At 63.4% G+C, this 18,276-nt stretch carries 17 protein-coding genes; 10 read left to right on the forward strand and 7 right to left on the reverse strand.

Going from position 1 to position 18,276, the window contains the following annotated elements; translation table 11 throughout:
- Positions 1–11 precede the first annotated feature (11 nt).
- Positions 12–1,202, reverse strand: coding sequence for an MFS transporter (locus PC358_RS09005; protein ID WP_033698991.1), 1,191 nt, complete (start codon positions 1,200–1,202; stop codon positions 12–14).
- Between the two features lie 119 nt (positions 1,203–1,321).
- Between PC358_RS09005 and PC358_RS09010 the strand changes: the two genes are divergently transcribed.
- On the forward strand, positions 1,322–2,227 hold the full coding sequence (locus tag PC358_RS09010; RefSeq protein ID WP_033700155.1) for a LysR family transcriptional regulator: 906 nt from the start codon (positions 1,322–1,324) through the stop codon (positions 2,225–2,227).
- Here the strand turns inward: PC358_RS09010 and PC358_RS09015 are convergent.
- A complete protein-coding gene (locus PC358_RS09015) occupies positions 2,212–3,132 on the reverse strand; it encodes a LysR substrate-binding domain-containing protein (RefSeq protein ID WP_033698993.1) in 921 nt (306 codons plus the stop codon). The genes PC358_RS09010 and PC358_RS09015 overlap by 16 nt on opposite strands.
- Positions 3,133–3,291: 159 nt before the next feature.
- Here PC358_RS09015 and PC358_RS09020 point away from each other — a divergent pair, with 159 nt between their 5' ends.
- From PC358_RS09020 to PC358_RS09055, 8 genes are all read left to right on the forward strand, one after another.
- A complete protein-coding gene (locus PC358_RS09020; protein WP_033698995.1) occupies positions 3,292–4,068 on the forward strand; it encodes a YqcI/YcgG family protein in 777 nt (258 codons plus the stop codon).
- A gap of 2 nt (positions 4,069–4,070) precedes the next feature.
- Positions 4,071–4,697, forward strand: coding sequence for a LysE family translocator (locus tag PC358_RS09025; protein WP_033698997.1), 627 nt, complete (start codon positions 4,071–4,073; stop codon positions 4,695–4,697).
- 26 nt (positions 4,698–4,723) lie between these two features.
- Positions 4,724–5,818, forward strand: coding sequence for a hypothetical protein (locus PC358_RS09030; RefSeq protein WP_033698999.1), 1,095 nt, complete (start codon positions 4,724–4,726; stop codon positions 5,816–5,818).
- A 150-nt stretch (positions 5,819–5,968) separates the two neighbouring features.
- Positions 5,969–6,670, forward strand: a complete 702-nt coding sequence (locus PC358_RS09035; protein ID WP_033699001.1) for a hypothetical protein — start codon at positions 5,969–5,971, stop codon at positions 6,668–6,670.
- Between the two features lie 102 nt (positions 6,671–6,772).
- The gene (locus PC358_RS09040; RefSeq protein ID WP_033699003.1) at positions 6,773–7,474 is read left to right on the forward strand and encodes an AzlC family ABC transporter permease; all 702 of its coding nucleotides are present in this window, start codon (positions 6,773–6,775) and stop codon (positions 7,472–7,474) included.
- Positions 7,471–7,785, forward strand: coding sequence for an AzlD domain-containing protein (locus PC358_RS09045; RefSeq protein ID WP_033699005.1), 315 nt, complete (start codon positions 7,471–7,473; stop codon positions 7,783–7,785). The genes PC358_RS09040 and PC358_RS09045 overlap by 4 nt, the downstream gene beginning before the upstream one ends.
- A complete protein-coding gene (locus tag PC358_RS09050; protein WP_033699007.1) occupies positions 7,782–8,615 on the forward strand; it encodes an AraC family transcriptional regulator in 834 nt (277 codons plus the stop codon). Before PC358_RS09045 ends, PC358_RS09050 begins: the two co-directional genes overlap by 4 nt.
- Before the next feature lie 74 nt (positions 8,616–8,689).
- Positions 8,690–8,917, forward strand: coding sequence for a hypothetical protein (locus PC358_RS09055; protein WP_033699008.1), 228 nt, complete (start codon positions 8,690–8,692; stop codon positions 8,915–8,917).
- 33 nt (positions 8,918–8,950) lie between these two features.
- Here the strand turns inward: PC358_RS09055 and PC358_RS09060 are convergent, their stop codons facing one another.
- From PC358_RS09060 to PC358_RS09080, 5 genes are all read right to left on the reverse strand, one after another.
- Entirely contained in the window at positions 8,951–9,439 is a 489-nt protein-coding gene (locus PC358_RS09060; RefSeq protein ID WP_033699009.1) for a copper chaperone PCu(A)C, read from the reverse strand.
- A complete protein-coding gene (locus PC358_RS09065; protein ID WP_033699010.1) occupies positions 9,439–10,047 on the reverse strand; it encodes an SCO family protein in 609 nt (202 codons plus the stop codon). Before PC358_RS09065 ends, PC358_RS09060 begins: the two co-directional genes overlap by 1 nt.
- A gap of 206 nt (positions 10,048–10,253) precedes the next feature.
- Positions 10,254–10,838 (reverse strand): Fe-S biogenesis protein NfuA, encoded by a 585-nt coding sequence (nfuA, locus tag PC358_RS09070; protein WP_012271640.1) that lies wholly within the window; start codon positions 10,836–10,838, stop codon positions 10,254–10,256.
- 58 nt (positions 10,839–10,896) lie between these two features.
- Positions 10,897–11,931 carry an acyltransferase family protein gene (locus tag PC358_RS09075; protein ID WP_033699011.1) on the reverse strand — a complete coding sequence of 345 codons (1,035 nt, stop codon included), beginning with the start codon at positions 11,929–11,931 and terminating at the stop codon, positions 10,897–10,899.
- Positions 11,932–12,084: 153 nt separating this feature from the next.
- Positions 12,085–14,385, reverse strand: a complete 2,301-nt coding sequence (locus PC358_RS09080; protein ID WP_033700157.1) for a fatty acid cis/trans isomerase — start codon at positions 14,383–14,385, stop codon at positions 12,085–12,087.
- 165 nt (positions 14,386–14,550) lie between these two features.
- On the opposite strand from PC358_RS09080, the gene metH reads away from it, so the two are divergent.
- Positions 14,551–18,258 (forward strand): methionine synthase, encoded by a 3,708-nt coding sequence (gene metH, locus PC358_RS09085; protein ID WP_033699013.1) that lies wholly within the window; start codon positions 14,551–14,553, stop codon positions 18,256–18,258.
- Positions 18,259–18,276: the final 18 nt, after the last annotated feature.

An 18,276-nucleotide genomic window follows, 5' to 3' on the forward strand; every position in this document is an offset into this window, starting at 1 on the left:
CAGCGCTGTTTTCAGCGGGAGCCGGCGACGAACCCGCTACGCCGCCCTGCCCACGCCAGCAGCCACGCCAAGCCGATCAACAGCAACGCCACTGGCGCAAACCACGCGACACCGGCCCCGGTCAGCAGCAAACCGCCAATAATCCCCCCCAACGCAATCGCACTGTTCCACACCGTCACCAGCATCGACTGCGCCACATCACCGCCCTCGCCCGCCGCATCCGCACAGGCCGTCTGCAACAGCGTTGGCGCGCCGCCGTACGTCACGCCCCACAGCGCAATGCTCAGGTACATCGCCCACGAAGACGCCTGCCCCAGCACCAGCGTGGCCACGGCAAACCCGGCGAGGCTCAGCAGTACCAGCTTGCGCAGATGCCGATCGACCAACAACCCGACCAGCCCGATGCCCGCCAGCGCCGATAGGCCGAACACCATCAACACCTGGCCAATCTCGGCGGCCATCCCCGCCGCCGCCAACAGCGGCACGATGTAGGTATAGAGGATGTTGTGGCCCAGGACCCAGGTCAGGATCACCAGCAGCACCAGCGCCACGCCCGGTGTGCGCAACACCTGCAACGCCGCAGGGCGCTTGCCGGCGGCCTGCCCCGGGTAATCCGGAACCGCGCGCAATACCCAGACCACCAGCAACAGCGCCACCAGGGTGACCACGACGAAGGTCGCACGCCACCCCAGCATTGCCCCAAGCCAGGTACCAATAGGCAACCCCAGGGACAACGCTATCGGCTGCCCAAGCATGGCCACGGCCATCGCCCGCCCCTGCAAGGCCACCGGTACCATGCGCCGGGCATGGCCGGCGATCAGCCCCCAGGCCAAGCCGGCAGCGGCACCGGTGAAAAAGCGCAGCACCAGGGTAAGAGCGTTGGACGACGACAACACCGTCAAGCCGTTGAACAGCACAAAGCCGCCGATCGCCAGCAGCAAAGCGCGACGGCGATACCAGCCCTGCGTCAGGGTCACCAAGGGAATGGCAGTCAACAACGATCCGAGTGCGTAGGCCGTAACCCATTGCCCGGCCATGGCCTGGCTGATGTGCATGCCACCGGCGATCTGGTCCAGCAAACCGGCAGGCAGGGTTTCGCTGAGGATGGCGATAAAGCCGGTCATAGCCAGCGCCAGCAGGCCACTCAGGGGCAGGCGCTCGGCGCGCTCAACCAATGGCGGTGCGCAAGATATCTGGGACATTGCAGGGTGCCTTGAAGTGGAAATCGAGGGCGACAGTGTGCACGGCGGCGGCATTACGGAAAAAGACGGTTACAATGCCGCTCACCCCGGACATCAATGTCCGCAATCAGGAACACGTCATGGACAGCCTCAGCGGCTTCGTGGTCTTCAACCGAGTTGCCGAAACCCGCAGCTTCGTCGCTGCCGGTCAGTCACTGGGCATCACTGCCTCGGCCGTGGGCAAGCGCGTGGCACGGCTGGAAAGTCGCCTGGGTGTGCGCCTGTTCCATCGCAGCACGCGCAGCATCACCCTGACCGCCGAAGGCACGCTGTTTCTGGAGCGCAGCCGGCGCATCCTGGCGGAAATCGAAGCGACCGAGCAGGCGCTGTCCCAGGCCAGCGAAACCCCGCGCGGCCGCCTGCGCGTGAGCCTGCCCCAGGTCACCGGGCTGGTGATGCCGGCGTTGGCCGAGTTCATGGCGCTGTACCCCCAGGTTGAGCTGGACCTGGAGTTCACCGACCGCATGGTGGATATCGTCGGAGAGGGTTTCGATGTGGTCATGCGTGGTGGCCAGCCGCTGGACTCACGCCTCAATGCCAAATTCCTCGGCCACTTCCAGCACCGCCTGGTGGCATCACCCGAATACTTGCGCGAGCGCGGCACGCCCAGCCACCCGCGTGACTTGAGCACACACACCTGCCTACACTACCGCTTCCCCAGCAACGGCAAGCTGGAGGTCTGGCCGCTGCGCCAGGAGCACCCCGACCAGGGCTATGACATCCCCATTTCGATGGTGTGCAACCACGTCGAGACGCGCATCTGCTTTGCCCTAAACCACCGCGGCATCACCTGCCTGCCAGACTTCAGCGTGCGCCGCGAATTGGCCGCAGGCACACTGGTGAGCGTGCTCGAGAGTTTCATGGAACGGCGTGGCAGCTTCTACCTGCTGTGGCCGTCGGGGCGCCACGTGCCGCCCAAGCTGCGAGTGTTCATCGACTTCATGCTCGAACGGGTATTGCCTGGCGGCCCTCAGCCATACAAGTAGTTGATGTCCTTGTAGGCCAGCGGCGGTACCTGGCCGAACAGGAAATCACGCAGCTTGTGCATCTGCCGGGCCTTGGGGCTGGATTTGAGCCAGGTCATGTAATAGCCGTCGCCCGTGGCTACCGCGTACTTGAACGGTGTGACCAGGCGCCCTGCCGAAAGATCGGTCGTGGCCAGCACCAGGTCCACCACCGAGATGCCCAACCCTTGCTGAGCCGCCGAGATGCCCTGGTCGAGGGTGTCGAACACCTGCCCCTGGTCGATGCTGATGTCCAGCGCATCCATGCGCGCCAGCCAACGCCGCCAATCGCGCCGGTCTGGGGACGGGTGAAGGAACTCGCATTGGCGCAGGTCGCCCAGGTCGGGCTGCGGTTGTGCCATGTAGTCGGGGTGGCAGACCGGGATCAGCCATTCATCGAACAGTTTGAAGCTCTCGACGTCGGCGGGGAAACGCCCGTTGGCCAGCAGGATGGCGCAGTCGTAGGGTTCGGAATAGAAATCCACGCTGTCGATGTCCATCCACACGCTCGACAGTTGCACGCTGCAGCTGTCGTCGTTCTTCTTGAACCCGTCCAGTGCCCTGAGCAGCCAGCGCATGGTAAGCGTGGACGGGGCCTTGAGGCGCAGGCCGTAGCGGTCCTGGCGCAGCAACGCGCAGGCATTCTCGATGATCTTGAAGCCGACCTTGAGCTCCTGGGACAACAGGCGACCGTGCTCGGTCAGGCTCAGTTTCGGGCCACGGCGCTCGAACAGGTCGCAGCCGAACATGGCCTCGAGGGTCTTGATGTGGTGGCTGACTGCCCCTTGGGTCAGTGCCAGCTCCTCCGCCGCACGGGTAAAGGAGCCATAACGAGAGGCCACCTCGAAAGCACGCAAGGCGTGCAGAGCCTGAATCCGTTCCGACATGGCGACGTCCGAAGCATGAGTAAGACTAATAGTAGGTCATAGTTCCACGCGTTTTACAACGTTAAGTCCGTCTCAGAAAATGCATGTAAATAATAAAGATAACCAAGATTCTGCCTGCATATGCCTGGAACGTTACTTAATTGGAAACCTGGGGAAATCATGTTTACGGGTTATGGAAACTGCTATCGCCTGGATGCGCTAGAGCTGGCCACTGAACATGTCCGGAACACGCAGCATTGGACGTACAAAACCATACAGCATTTTCGCGGCATTCTCGCCAGCCCCGACTTTCCGTGCCTGTTCGGGCGCAAGGCGGTCGCCAGCGAAACCTGCCACATCCTCTTCGCCCGCGCCGAGCAGCTGGCCGATGACATCGCTCAGGGCCTGGCCGACTATGTGCGCACCATCGCACCGATTCCGCTCAAGCAGCGCATCGGCAGCCCACTGGTGGTGTTTCTCGAAACCCCTGGCGACTACACCCTTGCCGAGCAACAGGCCTTGGCCTGGAAGGTGCTGCGTGGGGTCCATGCCCGCGACCCACATCCCTGGCCGCAGGCCATACCCTCCGACCCGGACGATAACGGCTGGTCGTTCTGCTACGCCGGCATGCCGCTGTTCATCAACATGAACTTCCCGGGCCACCGGCAGATGAAAAGCCGCAACCTGGGCCCGCACATCACCTTCGTCATCAACCCCCGGGAGAACTTCGACGAAGTGGCCAACGCCAGCACTGAAAGTGGCAAGCGTATTCGTGCCCGCATCCGCGAGCGCGTGGCCCACTATAACGACGGCGTCATGCCCGACACCCTTGGCGCATTCGGCGATGCCGACAACTACGAGTGGAAGCAGTACCAACTGCAGGAGGCAGGTTCGCTCAACCCGTCACGCTGCCCGTTCCACGCCCATGTACCCGCCGACACACTGATCGAGAATTGACCGTGAATACCGCACTGACCGCCACCTATGCACTGACCGTCCTGCTGCTGATCGCCACCCCTGGCCCGGTGGTAGCACTGATCGTCAACACCGCTGCCGCCTCCGGCTCGCGCAAGGCCATGTTCACCGCCGTGGGTACCAACTGGGCGTCCCTGGTACTGATAGGCGCGGCAGCCTGGATCATCCTGACCAGCGCGGCCATCGACAAGGCCTGGCTCAGCGGCATGAGCCTGATGGGCTGCCTGTTCATCGGCTACATCGCCGTGTGCACCCTCAAGGAAGCCCTGCAGGCGCCGGCGTCGGACGCGGCGAACGAGACACAAGGGCCTGGGCGCGGCGGCCTGCTGCAAGGCTTCATGGTGGGCATCTCCAACCCCAAGGACATCATCTTCTTCATCGCCTTTTTCCCCCAGTTCATCCAGATCACCGAGTCGTTCGGCAAGAGCATGGTGGTGCTGTCGCTGCTGTGGGTGGCCATCGATTTCGCCGTGCTCAGCCTGTACATCTTCGCCATCGGCAAGATCGCCTCGCAACGCAGCAACCGCCTGATCAGCCTGGCTTCGGGCGTCGCCCTGTTGCTGATCGCAGCGGGCGGCCTGCTTTACAACCTCAAGGAACTGGCGGCCTGAGCCAGCAACAACGCGAAGGAGTGCCCATGAGATCGACCGACACCAGCACGCCTGTCCCGGGCCCTCCTTCGCCGCTGCAACAGGACTACCAGCGCTTTCTGTTACTAGGCAACCACCGTGCGCCACACACCCTACAAGTGCACGAGCGCGGTTATCGCTCCGGCACTATCAACACCGATGCCCTTGGCCTGCGCTACAGCCATTGTGCGGGCAAGCGTTTCTCGGCGGCCGAGCGCGGCGCGGCGCCGCGCATCAACTTGCTGGTGGGGGGCTCTACCGCCTTGGGTATCGGCGCCAGCTGCGACGAACATACGGTGGCTTCACATTTGTCGATGCTGACCGGTGAAGTCTGGCTGAACCTGGCCGGCTGCGGGCTCAATGCCGGCCAGGAGCTGCTGATGTTCCTCACCCACCAGCATCGGCTCGGCCAATTGGGCCATGTGGTGGTGCTCAGCGGCCTCAATACACTGGCCCATGAAGCCCTTGGCGAAGTCCTCGCCAGCCCCCACGACCCGCTTCACGCCACGGCCCTGCGCGACACGCTGAACAGCTACAGCGACGGCATGCCGCCTGCTGTGGCCCCGCGCCCGCAATCGCTCTGGCGACGGCTTGGCCAAGCCTTGACCACGCGCCCGCCCGTAGCGCCTGTCGCCAGGCCATTATCGCCCCCTGAAAAGCGACTGGCCCGCGCGGCCGACACCATCGGCCGCACCTTGCGCCAATGGGAGCGTCTGCTGGCAGACAGCCATGCCACCCTCACCTTCATACTCCAGCCACTGCTGCCCTGGTGCCGCGAAACCCTGCCTGAGGGTGAGCAGGCCATGCTGACGGCGCTGGAGCAACAGCCGGCCAACTTCGACCGCCTGCTCGACGGGGTCTTTGACAGCCAGTTGCACATGGCCTTCTTTCGCCGCATCAAAAGCCAGGCCGACCCGGTACCCTGTTACGACATGAACAGCATGCTCAGCAGCTCGCCGGTATTCGGCGCCGACCTGTTCGTCGACCGCCTGCACCTCAACGACCTGGGCAACAATGCCCTGGCCAAGGTCATTACCGCCAAGCTGGGCCTGGCCCAGGAAAAACACGCTCAGCGCAAGGTCACACCCATCAAGCTCGTCTGACAGTTGCCTGCTGGTCTTTCGGCGAGGGCCCTTGGGTGGCTAGAATACGTCGTCGTTCCGATCCGCCTGAGGCGCACCTGTACCTGTCATGAACATCGAAGCCGTCCATCAACAACTGGCCGCCTGCCGTGACTGCGCTTTTCACGAGGCATGCCTGTGAGTCGCGCGGTCATCCTGCCCCCGCTGTTGATCGCCCTGATGCCGTTGGCTGCGCAAGCGCTTGACGTGCGCATCGACCCTCATGCCGACCTGCTCTACCGCCAGGCCCTGCCGCTGCTGGAACAGGCCGACAGCCAAGATGACAGCGCCAGTTCACTGCGCACTGCCCTGGGCAGCGACCCGGAACTCACCCGTCAGGGCCAGGCCCTTGCCCACACGTTGCCTACCGCGGTGGCACTGCTGAAAAAGTCAGTGGCGCTGGGCCACCCGGTGGCGCAGTACCGGCTGGCGCTCTACTACATGACCTATTTGCCCGCCGGGCAGATCCCCGACGCGGCCTGCCCTTTGCTGGTAGCCAGCCTCAAGCAAGGCTTCGCGGCTCCGGCACCGGCCATCGCCACCTGGTGCCCGCCCTACAACGCCAGCGTGGAGTATCGCGCTGCACTGGAGGCGATCCCGAGCATGGCCACCCAGTACGCCCCCTACTACCCGCAACCTGCCACGCGACTGGCCTGTAGCCGCAGCCAGCCGCAGGGCCTGGAAATGCAGTGGGGGCGTCAGCGCGACTACCAGGCCGAGGTGTACCGGCTGCTGGCAGACCTGGACTCGCAACAGCGTCAGACCTTGCTGCAGAAGGCCGTGGACATCAACGGGTGCGTGACAGCGCAACACGGATTGGCCAGCCATCGCTAACGCCCTTGAGCCCGAACAGGGCCCAAACCAGCAAGATCGTTCAAGCCATCCCTATTACCACTCTGGCATGCTGCGCAACCGAGTACACGCGTTGCAGCCACCATGCCCCACAGCCCACACATTGCCCGCCAAGCCTTTCTGCGTGGCGCCATCGCCATCCTCCCGCTGTCCCTGGCCGTGGCCCCCTGGGGCCTTTTGGCCGGGTCCATGGCCATTGAAGCCAACCTCAGTGCCTGGGAAGGCCAAGGCCTGTCGGCTATCGTCTTTGCCGGTGCCGCGCAACTGGTGGCGATTGGCATGCTCAAGGGCGGCGCCAACCTGGCGTCGATCCTGCTCACCACCTTGCTGCTGACCTCGCAGCACCTGCTGTACGGCCTGTCCATGCGCCCCGTGCTGTCGAACCAGCCACTGCGCTGGCGGTTGGGCCTGGGCTTTTTGCTGACCGACGAATTCTTTGCCATGACCAGCCATTACGACCAGCAACAGTTCAACCGCTGGTACGCGCTGGGCGTGGGCCTGACCTTCTATGTCGCCTGGAACCTGTTCACCCTGGCCGGCATCGTGCTTGGCCAGAACATTCCGCACCTCGACCAGTTGGGCCTGGACTTTTCCATTGTCGCCACCTTCGTCGCCCTGATCGCGCCCCTGGTGCGCAACCTCGCAACGGTAGTGTGTGTGGCCGTTTCGCTGTTCTGCTCGGTGCTGTTCAGTGCCTGGCACTGGGAAACCGCCTTGGTGGCGGCAGGCCTGCTCGGCATGAGCGCCGGTTTCGTTTGCCAGAAGTGCTTTGGAGGCCGTGCATGACCTGGTTACTGATATTCGCCATGGGCGCCATCGTGTTCCTCAACCGCTATGCGTTTCTCGAACCGCGCCTGCCTTTGCGCCTAAGCTCCAACGCCCGGCAGTTTCTCGGGTTTGCGGTGCCGGGCATGCTCACCGCCATCTGCGGGCCGATCATCTTCATGCCTGACTATCACCTGAACCTGAGCCTGCTCAACCCGTATCTGCTGGGCTCAGTGGTGGCCGTCGCCCTGGTGCTGTTGACCCGCAGCGTGTTGCTGAGCATGCTGGTGAGCATGTTGATCTTCTTCCTCCTGCGCAGCTGGCTGGCATGACCACGCCCCTGCGTGAACAGACACACCTGTGGCAGGCGCCGGCGCTGGGCGACGTCGAGATGCTGCACGCGCGGTACTTTCAGCAACGCTTCGCCCCGCACGTGCACGAAGGCTATGTGTTCACCGTGATCGAGTCCGGCGCCCAGCGCTTCTGGCATCGTGGCAGCGAGCACCTGGCCCCGGTCGGCAGCATGGTGCTGATCAACCCCGACGAGCTGCACACCGGCGCCACTGCCCATGAAGCCGGTTGGCGCTATCGCGGCTTCTACCCGGAACATGAACGGGTCACCGGCGTGCTGGAGGAGCTGGAGCTCGGCCGGCACGGCAGGCCCAGCTTCAAGGACAGTGTGATCCAGGACCCGGCCCTGGCGCTGGCCTTCAGCCAGTTGCACCAGCTGTCCGAATCGGCTGCCAGTGCGCTGGAGCAGCAGACCGCCTGGCGCCATGCCGTGCTGGCCTTGGTGCAACGCCACGGGCAGTGCGCCGAGCCATCAGCACCCGGCCTCGAGCCCCTGGCGGTGGCGCGTGCGCGCGAATTGCTGGAGAGCCAACTGGCCGCCCCGCCCTCGCTTGAAGCCCTGGCGGCTGCGGTCAACCTGTCGCCCTTCCACTTCGCCCGGGTGTTTCGCCAGGCCACCGGTTTGCCGCCGCATGCCTGGCTCAAGCAACGGCGCCTGGCCCGAGCCCGGGAATTCTTGAAAAGCGGCCTGGCGGCGTCCGAGGTGGCATTCAGCCTGGGCTTCGCTGACCAAAGCCACCTGAGCCGGCAGTTCAAGCAGGCCTATGGCGTGACGCCGGGGGCCTATCGACAGGCCTGCCTGCACAGCTAGGCAGGCCGCGGAACTGGCCGGGCAAACGGGTCAGGCACTGCTACACTGACAGGGCTGAATTGGAGGATCCTGCCATGTCCGAAAGAGAGCTCACCACCCTCATATCGCTGATGAACCAGCGTCAGGCCTGCCTGAGCAGTGCTTGCAAGGAGATCGCCGACTGGATCGACCGGCAGGGCGATGTGCCCGTCGCCGGCAAGATTCGCGCGAGCCTCAAGGCCCTGGAGGCCGACGAAGCCCAGGTACGCAAGACCTTGACCTCGCTGACCCTGGACAGGCCGCTGCCACGCTTTCGCAGCTGAATGAACTGGGGCCGCTATGCGGCCCCCGGTATTTCAGTGATTCATGTGCATGTGGTCATGCCCACCGCCAGCCTCGGCGTTGAGCGGGCGCACCGGCGCCTGCACCTGCAGCGTTTGCTTGCCACCCTTGGTGTCTTCGATGAACAGGGTCAGAGGTACCTGTTCACCCTCCTTCACCTGCTGCTTCAAGCCCATCAGCATGACGTGCAAGCCATTCGGGTCCAGGGTAACCGCCTTGCCAGCCGGCAACTCGACTGCCTTGACCTCACGCATGCCCATCACATCACCGTTCATGGTCATTTCATGCACCTGCACGGTCTTGGCCACTGGCGACTCGACCCCTACCAGCTTGCTGTCGCTGCTGGCAGTCAAGGTCATGAAGGCACCGGTGGACTGCTGGTGCGGCACGCTGGCACGGACCCAGGCATCACTCACGGTGGTCTCGGCCAACGCTGGCAGGGCAAGGCCCAGCAGGGCGATGGCGGCCAGGCCGCGCTTGAACGGTTGCAGTGAAACAGCCATTAGCAAATCTCCATCAGGGTGACCAGGTCTTCGGCGCATTCCTTGGCGTTCAGGGAATGGCCCAGGCTCAGGCGCAGAGTGCCACGTGTGTCGTAGACGTAGCTGGTGGACGAATGAGAGATGGTGTAGGTGTCACCGGCCGGGACCTTCTCGTAGAACACCTTGAATTCCTTGGCCACCTCGGCGATTTCCTCAGGGGTACCGGTCAGGGCGGTGAACGACGGGTCGAACGCCTTGACGTAGGCATCGAGCACTTCGGGGGTGTCGCGCTCCGGGTCCAGGGTGATGAACACCACCTGGAACAGGTCACGGTCACGGCCCTTGAGCATTTGCCTGATTTGCGCCGCGCGCGCCAGCGTGGTCGGGCAGACCGCCGGGCACTGGGTGAAGCCGAAGAAGATCATCGGCATGCTGCCGTAGAAGCTCGACAGGGTACGCGGGTTGCCTTGGGGGTCCTTGAGGTTGAACTTGCGCCCAAGGATTTCGTTGCTCATGTTCTTGCCGTACTTGAACTCGAGACCCCGGGCCGGGCTGCAGCCGGCCAGCAGGCCAAGCCCGAGAACGCCCATCCCAGCGACAACCGCGCGCCGGGTATACAGATCATTCATGGAACCATCCTTTACAGGCCATCCTTCACAGGAAAGGTGCCGACCCAGGGAGGGGCCGGTCGAAAAACCGGGGCATTCTTACATGACACCCCAAGTGCTTCTACCCGATGAAGGCGGTGTTGGCCTGCAGCCCTTTGAATACGGGCTGCGGCCTGTTGTCGCAGGGGTTGAATCCGTAACAGTTTGTTGCTAAGGGCGCGTACTCGTCAGTAGTACGCGTTTTCCTTCTGGGTGTGGTCAGTCACGTCACGCACACCTTTGAGCTCGGGAATGCGCTCGAGCAGGGTGCGCTCGATGCCTTCCTTCAACGTCACGTCAGCCTGGCCGCAGCCTTGGCAACCGCCGCCGAACTGCAGCACGGCAATGCCGTCGTCGACCACGTCCACCAGGCTCACCTGGCCGCCATGGCTGGCCAGACCGGGGTTGATCTCGGTCTGCAGGTAGTAGTTGATACGCTCGTTGATCGGGCTGTCCTCGTTGACCATCGGCACCTTGGCGTTTGGCGCCTTGATGGTCAGCTGGCCGCCCATGCGGTCGGTGGCGTAGTCGACCAGCGCGTCTTCAAGGAAGGGCACGCTGACCGCATCGAGGTAAGCGGTGAAGCTCTTCAGACCCACGGCGGTGTCGTCGGGCTTCTCTTCGCCCGGCTTGCAGTAGGCAATGCACGTCTCTGCGTACTGGGTGCCTGGCTGGGTGATGAAAATGCGAATGCCGATGCCGGGCGTATTCTGCTTGGAGAGCAGATCGGCCAGGTAATCATGGGCGGCGTCGGTAATGGTTATAGCGCTCATGTAAGTTCCTCACAGACTTGCGGCCAAGTGTACGCCAACCTGGCCCCGGCACAAAGTCCTAGTATTTGACTCGGGAAAGCACGTAAGCCGGGGCCTGCCCCCGTGGGGCCGCCAGCCAGGCCTGCATTCGCCGGTACAAGCCACGCTCCAGCCACTGGTAGCTGAACCACGACATTAGTCCAATGGACGGCACGCACAGGGCAAACACCAGATACGGGTTCAAGTGCAGCCGCTGGCTGGCAAACCAGCCGGCATACAGCACCAGCACGTGGATCAGGTACACCGAATACGAGCAGTCGCCCAGTGCCTTGAGCACCTGGTTACCCTTGAAGCAAGGTTCCAGGGCAATGAAGGCCAGCACCACCAAGGCACTGGGCACGCCCCAGTGCAACAGACGCTGGGAAGCGTCCAGGTGATAGAGGGCGTACCCCGCCACCCCGAGCAACGCCAGCGGCATCCACACGCCCTCGCGAATCAGGCCCCGACGATACAGCACACCCAGGCCGATACCGAGCAGGAATTCATAGATGATGTCGTTGTTGTAGAAATGGCTGAGCACGCCCAGCCGGCCCAGCACTTCACTGACCAGCAACAGCGCCGCGCTCACCAGCCACAGGTGATGGCGCTGGCGCACCAGGAACGCCAGGCCGAACAGCAGGTAGAAGAACATCTCGAAATTCAGCGTCCAGCCCACGTTCAAGGTCGGGTAGAGCCCGTACCCCCCAGGGTTTTCCGCTGGCACGAACAGCAACGACAGCAACAGGTGCTGCCAGTCGAACTGCTGGTGCGGCATCCAGCGGCTGGCCGCCAGCAGCAGGCCCGCCATGAGCAAGCTGTAGAACCAGTACGCCGGCACGATGCGCAGCACCCGGTTGAGCAGGAACTGACGCGGTTCGATGGTTTTGTCACGGGTCGACAGGTAGATCACCAGCCCACTGATGACGAAGAAGATATCGACGCCCACGGCGCCCCGGTCGGTAAGCAGTTGGCCGATCGGGCCACTGGCGTGGAAGTCGAAGAAAATCTGCATGAAATGGTGGCAAACCACCACCCAGGCGGCGAACGCCCGCAGTGCCTGAAGCGAATACAGCATGGAATACCCTGCAATTGCCGGTGCATTGAGGCCAGTGACCGAGCGCAGAGGGGGCCTTACCCGAGAAGGGCTGCCCAGCAGCCCCCCCTGCAGTCGATCAGGACCACCTACCGTTTCCGACCGCAGCTACCCCGGAAAGGTCAGGCCAACCGATCAGAGGTTCTCGTAGCGGTTCATGTCCAGCACACCCGCTTCCACCGGTTGGGTCTCCTTGATGTAGCTGTTCAGGTCATGGAAGTACTGCCAGAACTGCGGATGGCTACGGCGCACGCCCCAGCGCATGACGATGCGCTCGAACTTTCTCGGGTCATCACGCGCATACTCCATGTCTTCGACAAATTCCGGCACATCCTGGGTCGGTATGTTGAAGATGAAATTCGGGTAGCTGCTGAGTACGCCCGGGTACAAGGTCAGTGTGTCCAGCCCTGGCTGATAGCGGGAAGCCTCGCCCAGCAGGAAGGCGACGTTGCTGTGCGCACGGTTGCGCAGCAGGCTGTACACCTGGCGCTGACCGCCCTGCCCTTCGATGCGCAGCATGCTTGCCTCAGGCAGCTGGTTGATGACCTTGAGCCCCGCCGCCGGGCGCGACACCAGGCGGCTGAGCGACTGCTCGGCATTGCGGAACTCTTCGCTCATTTGCGGCCGTGAGCAGTAGGCGCCCTGGCACCGGTTGATCGGGTCGGGCGCCGCATTCAGGCTGCCGGTGCGCTGCAACAGCTTGAGGCCGAAGTCGCGCTTGGGGTTGCCAGGGTCGAGCTTGATGCCGCTCGGGGTATCGGTGTCGATGTCTTCATAGTCGAGCCACATCTTCACTTTGCCGCTGGTCTGGTACCAGTCGCTGAGGATCGCACCGCGCTGATCGGCCGGCATCAGGCGCAAGAAATTGACCTCGGCGCCGTTGCGGATCAGGTCGAAGTACAGGCGTGTCTGCAACTGGTGCGAGACGTTGCCGAACACATCGAAGTTGACCGCCAACTGGTAATAGGTGCGCTCCAGCAACGGGTAGTCGAACAGCCACACCGTGAGCGGCACATCGCCGACCAGGCCTTTGCTCACCGAGGCGCTGTCGAAGTGGCGGAAAATGCTCAGCAGCGCATTGTCGTTACCCGCCCACAACGTCGACCAGCCCGGCGCCGGCATTTCGGCATAGGCTTCGCGGCGCAGTTTTTCGTACTCGTTGCGCTTGTCGCGGTAGGCGTGCCAGAGGCTCAGCACACTGCCCACGTCATCGATCTGCCCCGGCATGGCCAGCAACGGGGTGGCGGCGCCGCGGTACTGGGCATCGGTGATGTAGCGATCATGGGCCGGCTCCTGGAACAGCGCCCAGAAGTTGTCGCGAATCACGTCGGTCGCAATCTGCCCACGGCACACCGGGCCGCGGATGAAGGTGCGCACGAAGTACTCGGCGTTGTCCAGCATGAACTGGTAGCGCGCCACCGCCGGGATCGCCTCGAAGGTCTCGAACGGGTTGGCCCGATGACGCGGGCCATAGCCGGGCAGCGCCGCAGCGTGCCAGTCACCGGCGTAAAACAGTTGCTTCACCCGCTTGAGCTTTTGTGGACCCATTGGGTAGGTGATGTGCGTCTTGTGCACGATCACGCCTTGCACCGGAATCAGCCGGTAATAGAAGTCGGTGCCCGGCGGATCATTGGGGCGACGGGTAGCGATCAGGTCGACCGGCTGGCCGCTGGGCGTGCGCGAACGCACCCACTGGAAGAAGTGGCCCTGCTCCCCGCCAACGAAGTAGATGTGCGCAAGGAACAGGTGCTCGTACAGCCAGCGCCCGACCAGGGCTTCGGTGGAGCCCGGGCGGTTGAGCAGCTCTTCCCAGTCGGCAATCTGCCTGGCCTCGGCCGGGCTCGGCTGGACCGGCTGGTACTCTACCGGCGCCCCCGTGGCCAGCCAGCGTTGCAGCGTACTGTACTCCTGGTCGGTCAGGCCGGTGACCGCCAGCGGCATGCCTTCCCTGGGGTGCGCGCCGGCGTAGGCGTCGAACTCATGGGGCAACGGGCACATGTTGTTGCGGCTGATCCCCAGGACGATGTCCTCGGGCAACTTGGCATTGGGCGTGAGCGGTGTCTTGTGCCCAAGTTCGAGCATGCGCGCCATCAGCGCCGCCTGGCTGCCCTGGCTGTCGAGCACCGAGTAGAAGCCCTTCTTGCGCCACTCGCCCTCGCTGTGGGCGTCGTAGAACAGCCGCGTGGTGGGCACCGCCTTGCTTCGGTCGCCCTGGTACACCGGTACCTTGGTGGCCCCGCGCACGGCCCCTTCGGGGCTTTCCAGCTTGAGCTGGCAGGCCGCGTCGTTACAAGCGTGGCAGGCCACGCATTTCTCGGTGAAGATCGGCTGAATGTCCTGGGTGTAGGAAATGGCCGGACTCGACTGGGGGGCTTGCCCGAACGCCACGCCGCTGATGAGCAAGGCGAAGACGCCGGCAAGAATACGATGCAGCATGTGCGAAAAGTCCTGGTTCCTGAAAGCCATCACGATTGCCTGGTCGCGCCTGGGTGCTTATGCGCCAACATGAGCAAAATTCATGCAAATGGGCGATGCGCCTAAAAACCGCGCAGCTTTGTTATGATTCGGCACCTTCTGATATCGCCCGACCAGGTAGTTCCTATGTCCGACCGCAGCGCTCGTCTCCAAGCACTCCAGCACGCACTCAAAGAGCGCATCCTGATCCTCGACGGCGGCATGGGTACTATGATCCAAAGTTATCGCCTCGAGGAACACGACTATCGTGGCACGCGCTTTGTCGATTGGCCAAGCGATGTAAAGGGTAACAACGATCTGTTGCTGCTCAGCCGCCCCGATGTCATCGCCGCCATCGAAAAAGCCTACCTGGATGCTGGCGCCGATATTCTCGAAACCAACACCTTCAACGCCACGCAGATTTCCCAGGCCGACTACGGCATGGAGTCGCTGGTCTACGAGCTGAACGTCGAAGGCGCGCGCATCGCCCGCCAGGTCGCCGATGCCAAGACCCTGGAGACGCCGGACAAACCGCGCTTCGTCGCCGGCGTGCTTGGCCCGACCAGCCGCACCTGCTCGATTTCCCCGGACGTCAACGACCCCAGCTACCGCAACGTCACCTTCGACGAACTGGTGGAAAACTACGTCGAGGCCACCCGCGGCCTGATCGAGGGCGGTGCCGACCTGATCCTGATCGAAACCATTTTCGACACCCTCAACGCAAAGGCGGCGATCTTCGCCGTGCAGCAGGTGTTCGAGGATGACCAGGTCGAATTGCCGATCATGATCTCCGGCACCATCACCGACGCCTCCGGCCGGACCTTGTCCGGGCAGACCACCGAAGCCTTCTGGAACTCGGTGCGCCATGCCAAGCCGATTTCCGTGGGCCTGAACTGCGCCCTGGGCGCCAAGGACCTGCGCCCGTACCTGGAAGAGTTGTCGACCAAGGCCGACACCCATGTCTCGGCGCACCCCAACGCCGGCCTGCCCAACGCCTTCGGCGAGTACGACGAAACCCCGGCCGAGATGGCCGCAGTGGTCGAGGAGTTCGCCGCCAGCGGCTTCCTCAACATCATCGGCGGCTGCTGCGGCACCACCCCGGGCCACATCCAGGCCATCGCCGAAGCCGTGGCCAAGTACAAACCCCGCGAGATCCCGGAAATCGCCAAGGCCTGCCGCCTGTCGGGCCTGGAACCGTTCACCATCGATCGTCAGTCGCTGTTCGTCAACGTTGGCGAGCGCACCAACATCACCGGCTCGGCCAAGTTCGCCCGGCTGATTCGTGAAGAGAACTACACCGAAGCCCTGGAAGTGGCCCTGCAGCAGGTCGAGGCCGGCGCCCAGGTGATCGACATCAACATGGACGAAGGGATGCTCGACTCCCAGGCCGCCATGGTCCGCTTCCTCAACATGATCGCGGGTGAGCCGGACATCTCCCGGGTACCGATCATGATCGACTCCTCCAAATGGGAAGTGATCGAGGCGGGCCTGAAGTGCATCCAGGGCAAGGGCATCGTCAACTCGATCTCCATGAAAGAAGGCGTCGAGCAGTTCAAGCACCACGCCCGCCTGTGCAAACGCTACGGCGCCGCCGTGGTGGTGATGGCCTTCGACGAGGTCGGCCAGGCCGACACCGCCGCGCGCAAGAAAGAAATCTGCAAGCGCAGCTACGACATCCTGGTCAACGAAGTGGGCTTCCCGCCGGAAGACATCATCTTCGACCCGAACATCTTCGCCGTCGCCACCGGCATCGAAGAGCACAACAACTATGCCGTCGACTTCATCGAAGCCTGCGCCTACATCCGTGACCACCTGCCGCACGCGCTGAGCTCGGGCGGGGTGTCCAACGTGTCGTTCTCGTTCCGCGGCAACAACCCGGTGCGTGAAGCGATCCACTCGGTGTTCCTGTTCCACGCCATCCGCAACGGCCTGACCATGGGTATCGTCAACGCCGGCCAGTTGGAGATCTACGACGAGATCCCGGCCGACCTGCGCAACAAGGTCGAGGACGTGGTGCTCAACCGCACCCCGGAAGGCACCGATGCACTGCTGGCCATTGCCGACGACTACAAAGGCGGCGGCGCCACCAAGGAAGTCGAGAACGAGGCCTGGCGCTCACTGCCGGTCGGCAAGCGCCTGGAACACGCCCTGGTCAAAGGCATCACTGCGCACATCGTCGAAGACACCGAAGAATGCCGCCAGCAATGCGCGCGGCCCATCGAGGTCATCGAAGGCCCGCTGATGAGCGGCATGAACGTGGTCGGCGACCTGTTCGGTGCCGGCAAGATGTTCCTGCCCCAGGTGGTCAAGTCGGCACGCGTGATGAAGCAGGCCGTAGCCCACCTGATCCCGTTCATCGAGGCCGAAAAAGGCGACAAGCCCGAGGCCAAGGGCAAAATCTTGATGGCCACGGTCAAGGGCGACGTGCACGACATCGGCAAGAACATCGTCGGCGTGGTCCTGGGCTGTAACGGTTACGACATCGTCGACCTCGGCGTGATGGTGCCGGCAGAGAAGATTCTGCAAACCGCACGCGACGAGAAATGCGACATCATCGGCCTGTCCGGCCTGATTACCCCGTCGCTGGACGAGATGGTCCACGTTGCCCGCGAAATGCAGCGCCAGGGCTTCAACCTGCCGCTGATGATCGGTGGTGCAACCACGTCCAAGGCGCACACGGCCGTGAAGATCGAGCCCAAGTACAGCAACGACGCGGTGATCTACGTCACCGACGCTTCGCGCGCCGTCGGCGTAGCAACCCAGTTGCTGTCCAAGGAGCTCAAACCCGGCTTCGTCGAAAAGACCCGCCTGGACTACGTCGATGTCCGCGAGCGCACGGCCAACCGCAGTGCCCGTACCGAGCGCCTGAGCTACGCCAAGGCGATTGCCGCCAAGCCGCAATACGACTGGGCCGGCTACCAGCCCGCAGTGCCCTCCTTCACCGGCGTCAAGGTGCTGCAGGACATCGACCTGCGGACCCTGGCCGAGTACATCGACTGGACCCCCTTCTTCATCTCCTGGGACCTGGCCGGCAAGTTCCCGCGCATCCTCACCGACGAAGTGGTCGGCGAAGCGGCCACAGCGCTGTACAAAGATGCCCGCGAGATGCTCGACAAGCTGATCGACGAGAAGCTGATCAGTGCCCGCGCAGTGTTCGGCTTCTGGCCGGCCAATCAGGTCGCCGATGACGATATCGAGGTGTATGGCGACGACGGCCAGCCGCTGGCGACCCTGCACCACCTACGCCAGCAGACCATCAAGCCCGACGGCAAGCCGAACTGGTCGTTGGCCGACTTCGTCGCGCCGAAGGGCAGCGGTGTCACCGACTACGTCGGCGGCTTCATCACCACCGCCGGTATCGGCGCCGAGGAAGTGGCCAAGGCGTATCAGGACAAGGGCGACGACTACAGCTCGATCATGGTCAAGGCCTTGGCCGACCGCCTGGCCGAAGCCTGCGCCGAGTGGCTGCACGAACAGGTGCGCAAAGAGCACTGGGGTTACGCCCGTGACGAACACCTGGACAACGAGGCGTTGATCAAGGAGCAGTACAGCGGCATCCGCCCTGCCCCAGGCTACCCGGCCTGCCCGGACCACACCGAGAAAGAAACCTTGTTCCGCCTGCTCGATGGCACGGCCATTGGCGAGACCGGCGCAAGCGGCGTGTTCCTGACCGAACACTTCGCGATGTTCCCGGCGGCGGCGGTCAGTGGCTGGTATTTTGCCCACCCGCAGGCGCAGTACTTTGCCGTGGGCAAGGTAGACAAGGACCAGATCGAGCGCTACAGCGCGCGCAAGGGCCAGGAAGTGAGCGTGAGCGAGCGTTGGTTGGCACCTAACCTCGGGTACGACAACTAAGACTCTGCTGGCCCTTTC

Origin of the sequence: Pseudomonas capeferrum, assembly GCF_000731675.1 — a bacterium.
Lineage (GTDB): Bacteria > Pseudomonadota > Gammaproteobacteria > Pseudomonadales > Pseudomonadaceae > Aquipseudomonas > Aquipseudomonas capeferrum.

What these genes read in the sequence shown, in the direction of transcription:
- PC358_RS09005 (WP_033698991.1), bottom strand. Translation starts at nt 1,202, where the DNA reads ATGTCCCAGATATCTTGCGCACCGCCATTGGTTGAGCGCGCCGAGCGC.
- PC358_RS09010 (WP_033700155.1), top strand. Translation starts at nt 1,322, where the DNA reads ATGGACAGCCTCAGCGGCTTCGTGGTCTTCAACCGAGTTGCCGAAACC.
- PC358_RS09015 (WP_033698993.1), bottom strand. Translation starts at nt 3,132, where the DNA reads ATGTCGGAACGGATTCAGGCTCTGCACGCCTTGCGTGCTTTCGAGGTG.
- PC358_RS09020 (WP_033698995.1), top strand. Translation starts at nt 3,292, where the DNA reads ATGTTTACGGGTTATGGAAACTGCTATCGCCTGGATGCGCTAGAGCTG.
- PC358_RS09030 (WP_033698999.1), top strand. Translation starts at nt 4,724, where the DNA reads ATGAGATCGACCGACACCAGCACGCCTGTCCCGGGCCCTCCTTCGCCG.
- PC358_RS09035 (WP_033699001.1), top strand. Translation starts at nt 5,969, where the DNA reads ATGCCTGTGAGTCGCGCGGTCATCCTGCCCCCGCTGTTGATCGCCCTG.
- PC358_RS09040 (WP_033699003.1), top strand. Translation starts at nt 6,773, where the DNA reads ATGCCCCACAGCCCACACATTGCCCGCCAAGCCTTTCTGCGTGGCGCC.
- PC358_RS09045 (WP_033699005.1), top strand. Translation starts at nt 7,471, where the DNA reads ATGACCTGGTTACTGATATTCGCCATGGGCGCCATCGTGTTCCTCAAC.
- PC358_RS09050 (WP_033699007.1), top strand. Translation starts at nt 7,782, where the DNA reads ATGACCACGCCCCTGCGTGAACAGACACACCTGTGGCAGGCGCCGGCG.
- PC358_RS09055 (WP_033699008.1), top strand. Translation starts at nt 8,690, where the DNA reads ATGTCCGAAAGAGAGCTCACCACCCTCATATCGCTGATGAACCAGCGT.
- PC358_RS09060 (WP_033699009.1), bottom strand. Translation starts at nt 9,439, where the DNA reads ATGGCTGTTTCACTGCAACCGTTCAAGCGCGGCCTGGCCGCCATCGCC.
- PC358_RS09065 (WP_033699010.1), bottom strand. Translation starts at nt 10,047, where the DNA reads ATGAATGATCTGTATACCCGGCGCGCGGTTGTCGCTGGGATGGGCGTT.
- nfuA (WP_012271640.1), bottom strand. Translation starts at nt 10,838, where the DNA reads ATGAGCGCTATAACCATTACCGACGCCGCCCATGATTACCTGGCCGAT.
- PC358_RS09075 (WP_033699011.1), bottom strand. Translation starts at nt 11,931, where the DNA reads ATGCTGTATTCGCTTCAGGCACTGCGGGCGTTCGCCGCCTGGGTGGTG.
- PC358_RS09080 (WP_033700157.1), bottom strand. Translation starts at nt 14,385, where the DNA reads ATGCTGCATCGTATTCTTGCCGGCGTCTTCGCCTTGCTCATCAGCGGC.
- metH (WP_033699013.1), top strand. Translation starts at nt 14,551, where the DNA reads ATGTCCGACCGCAGCGCTCGTCTCCAAGCACTCCAGCACGCACTCAAA.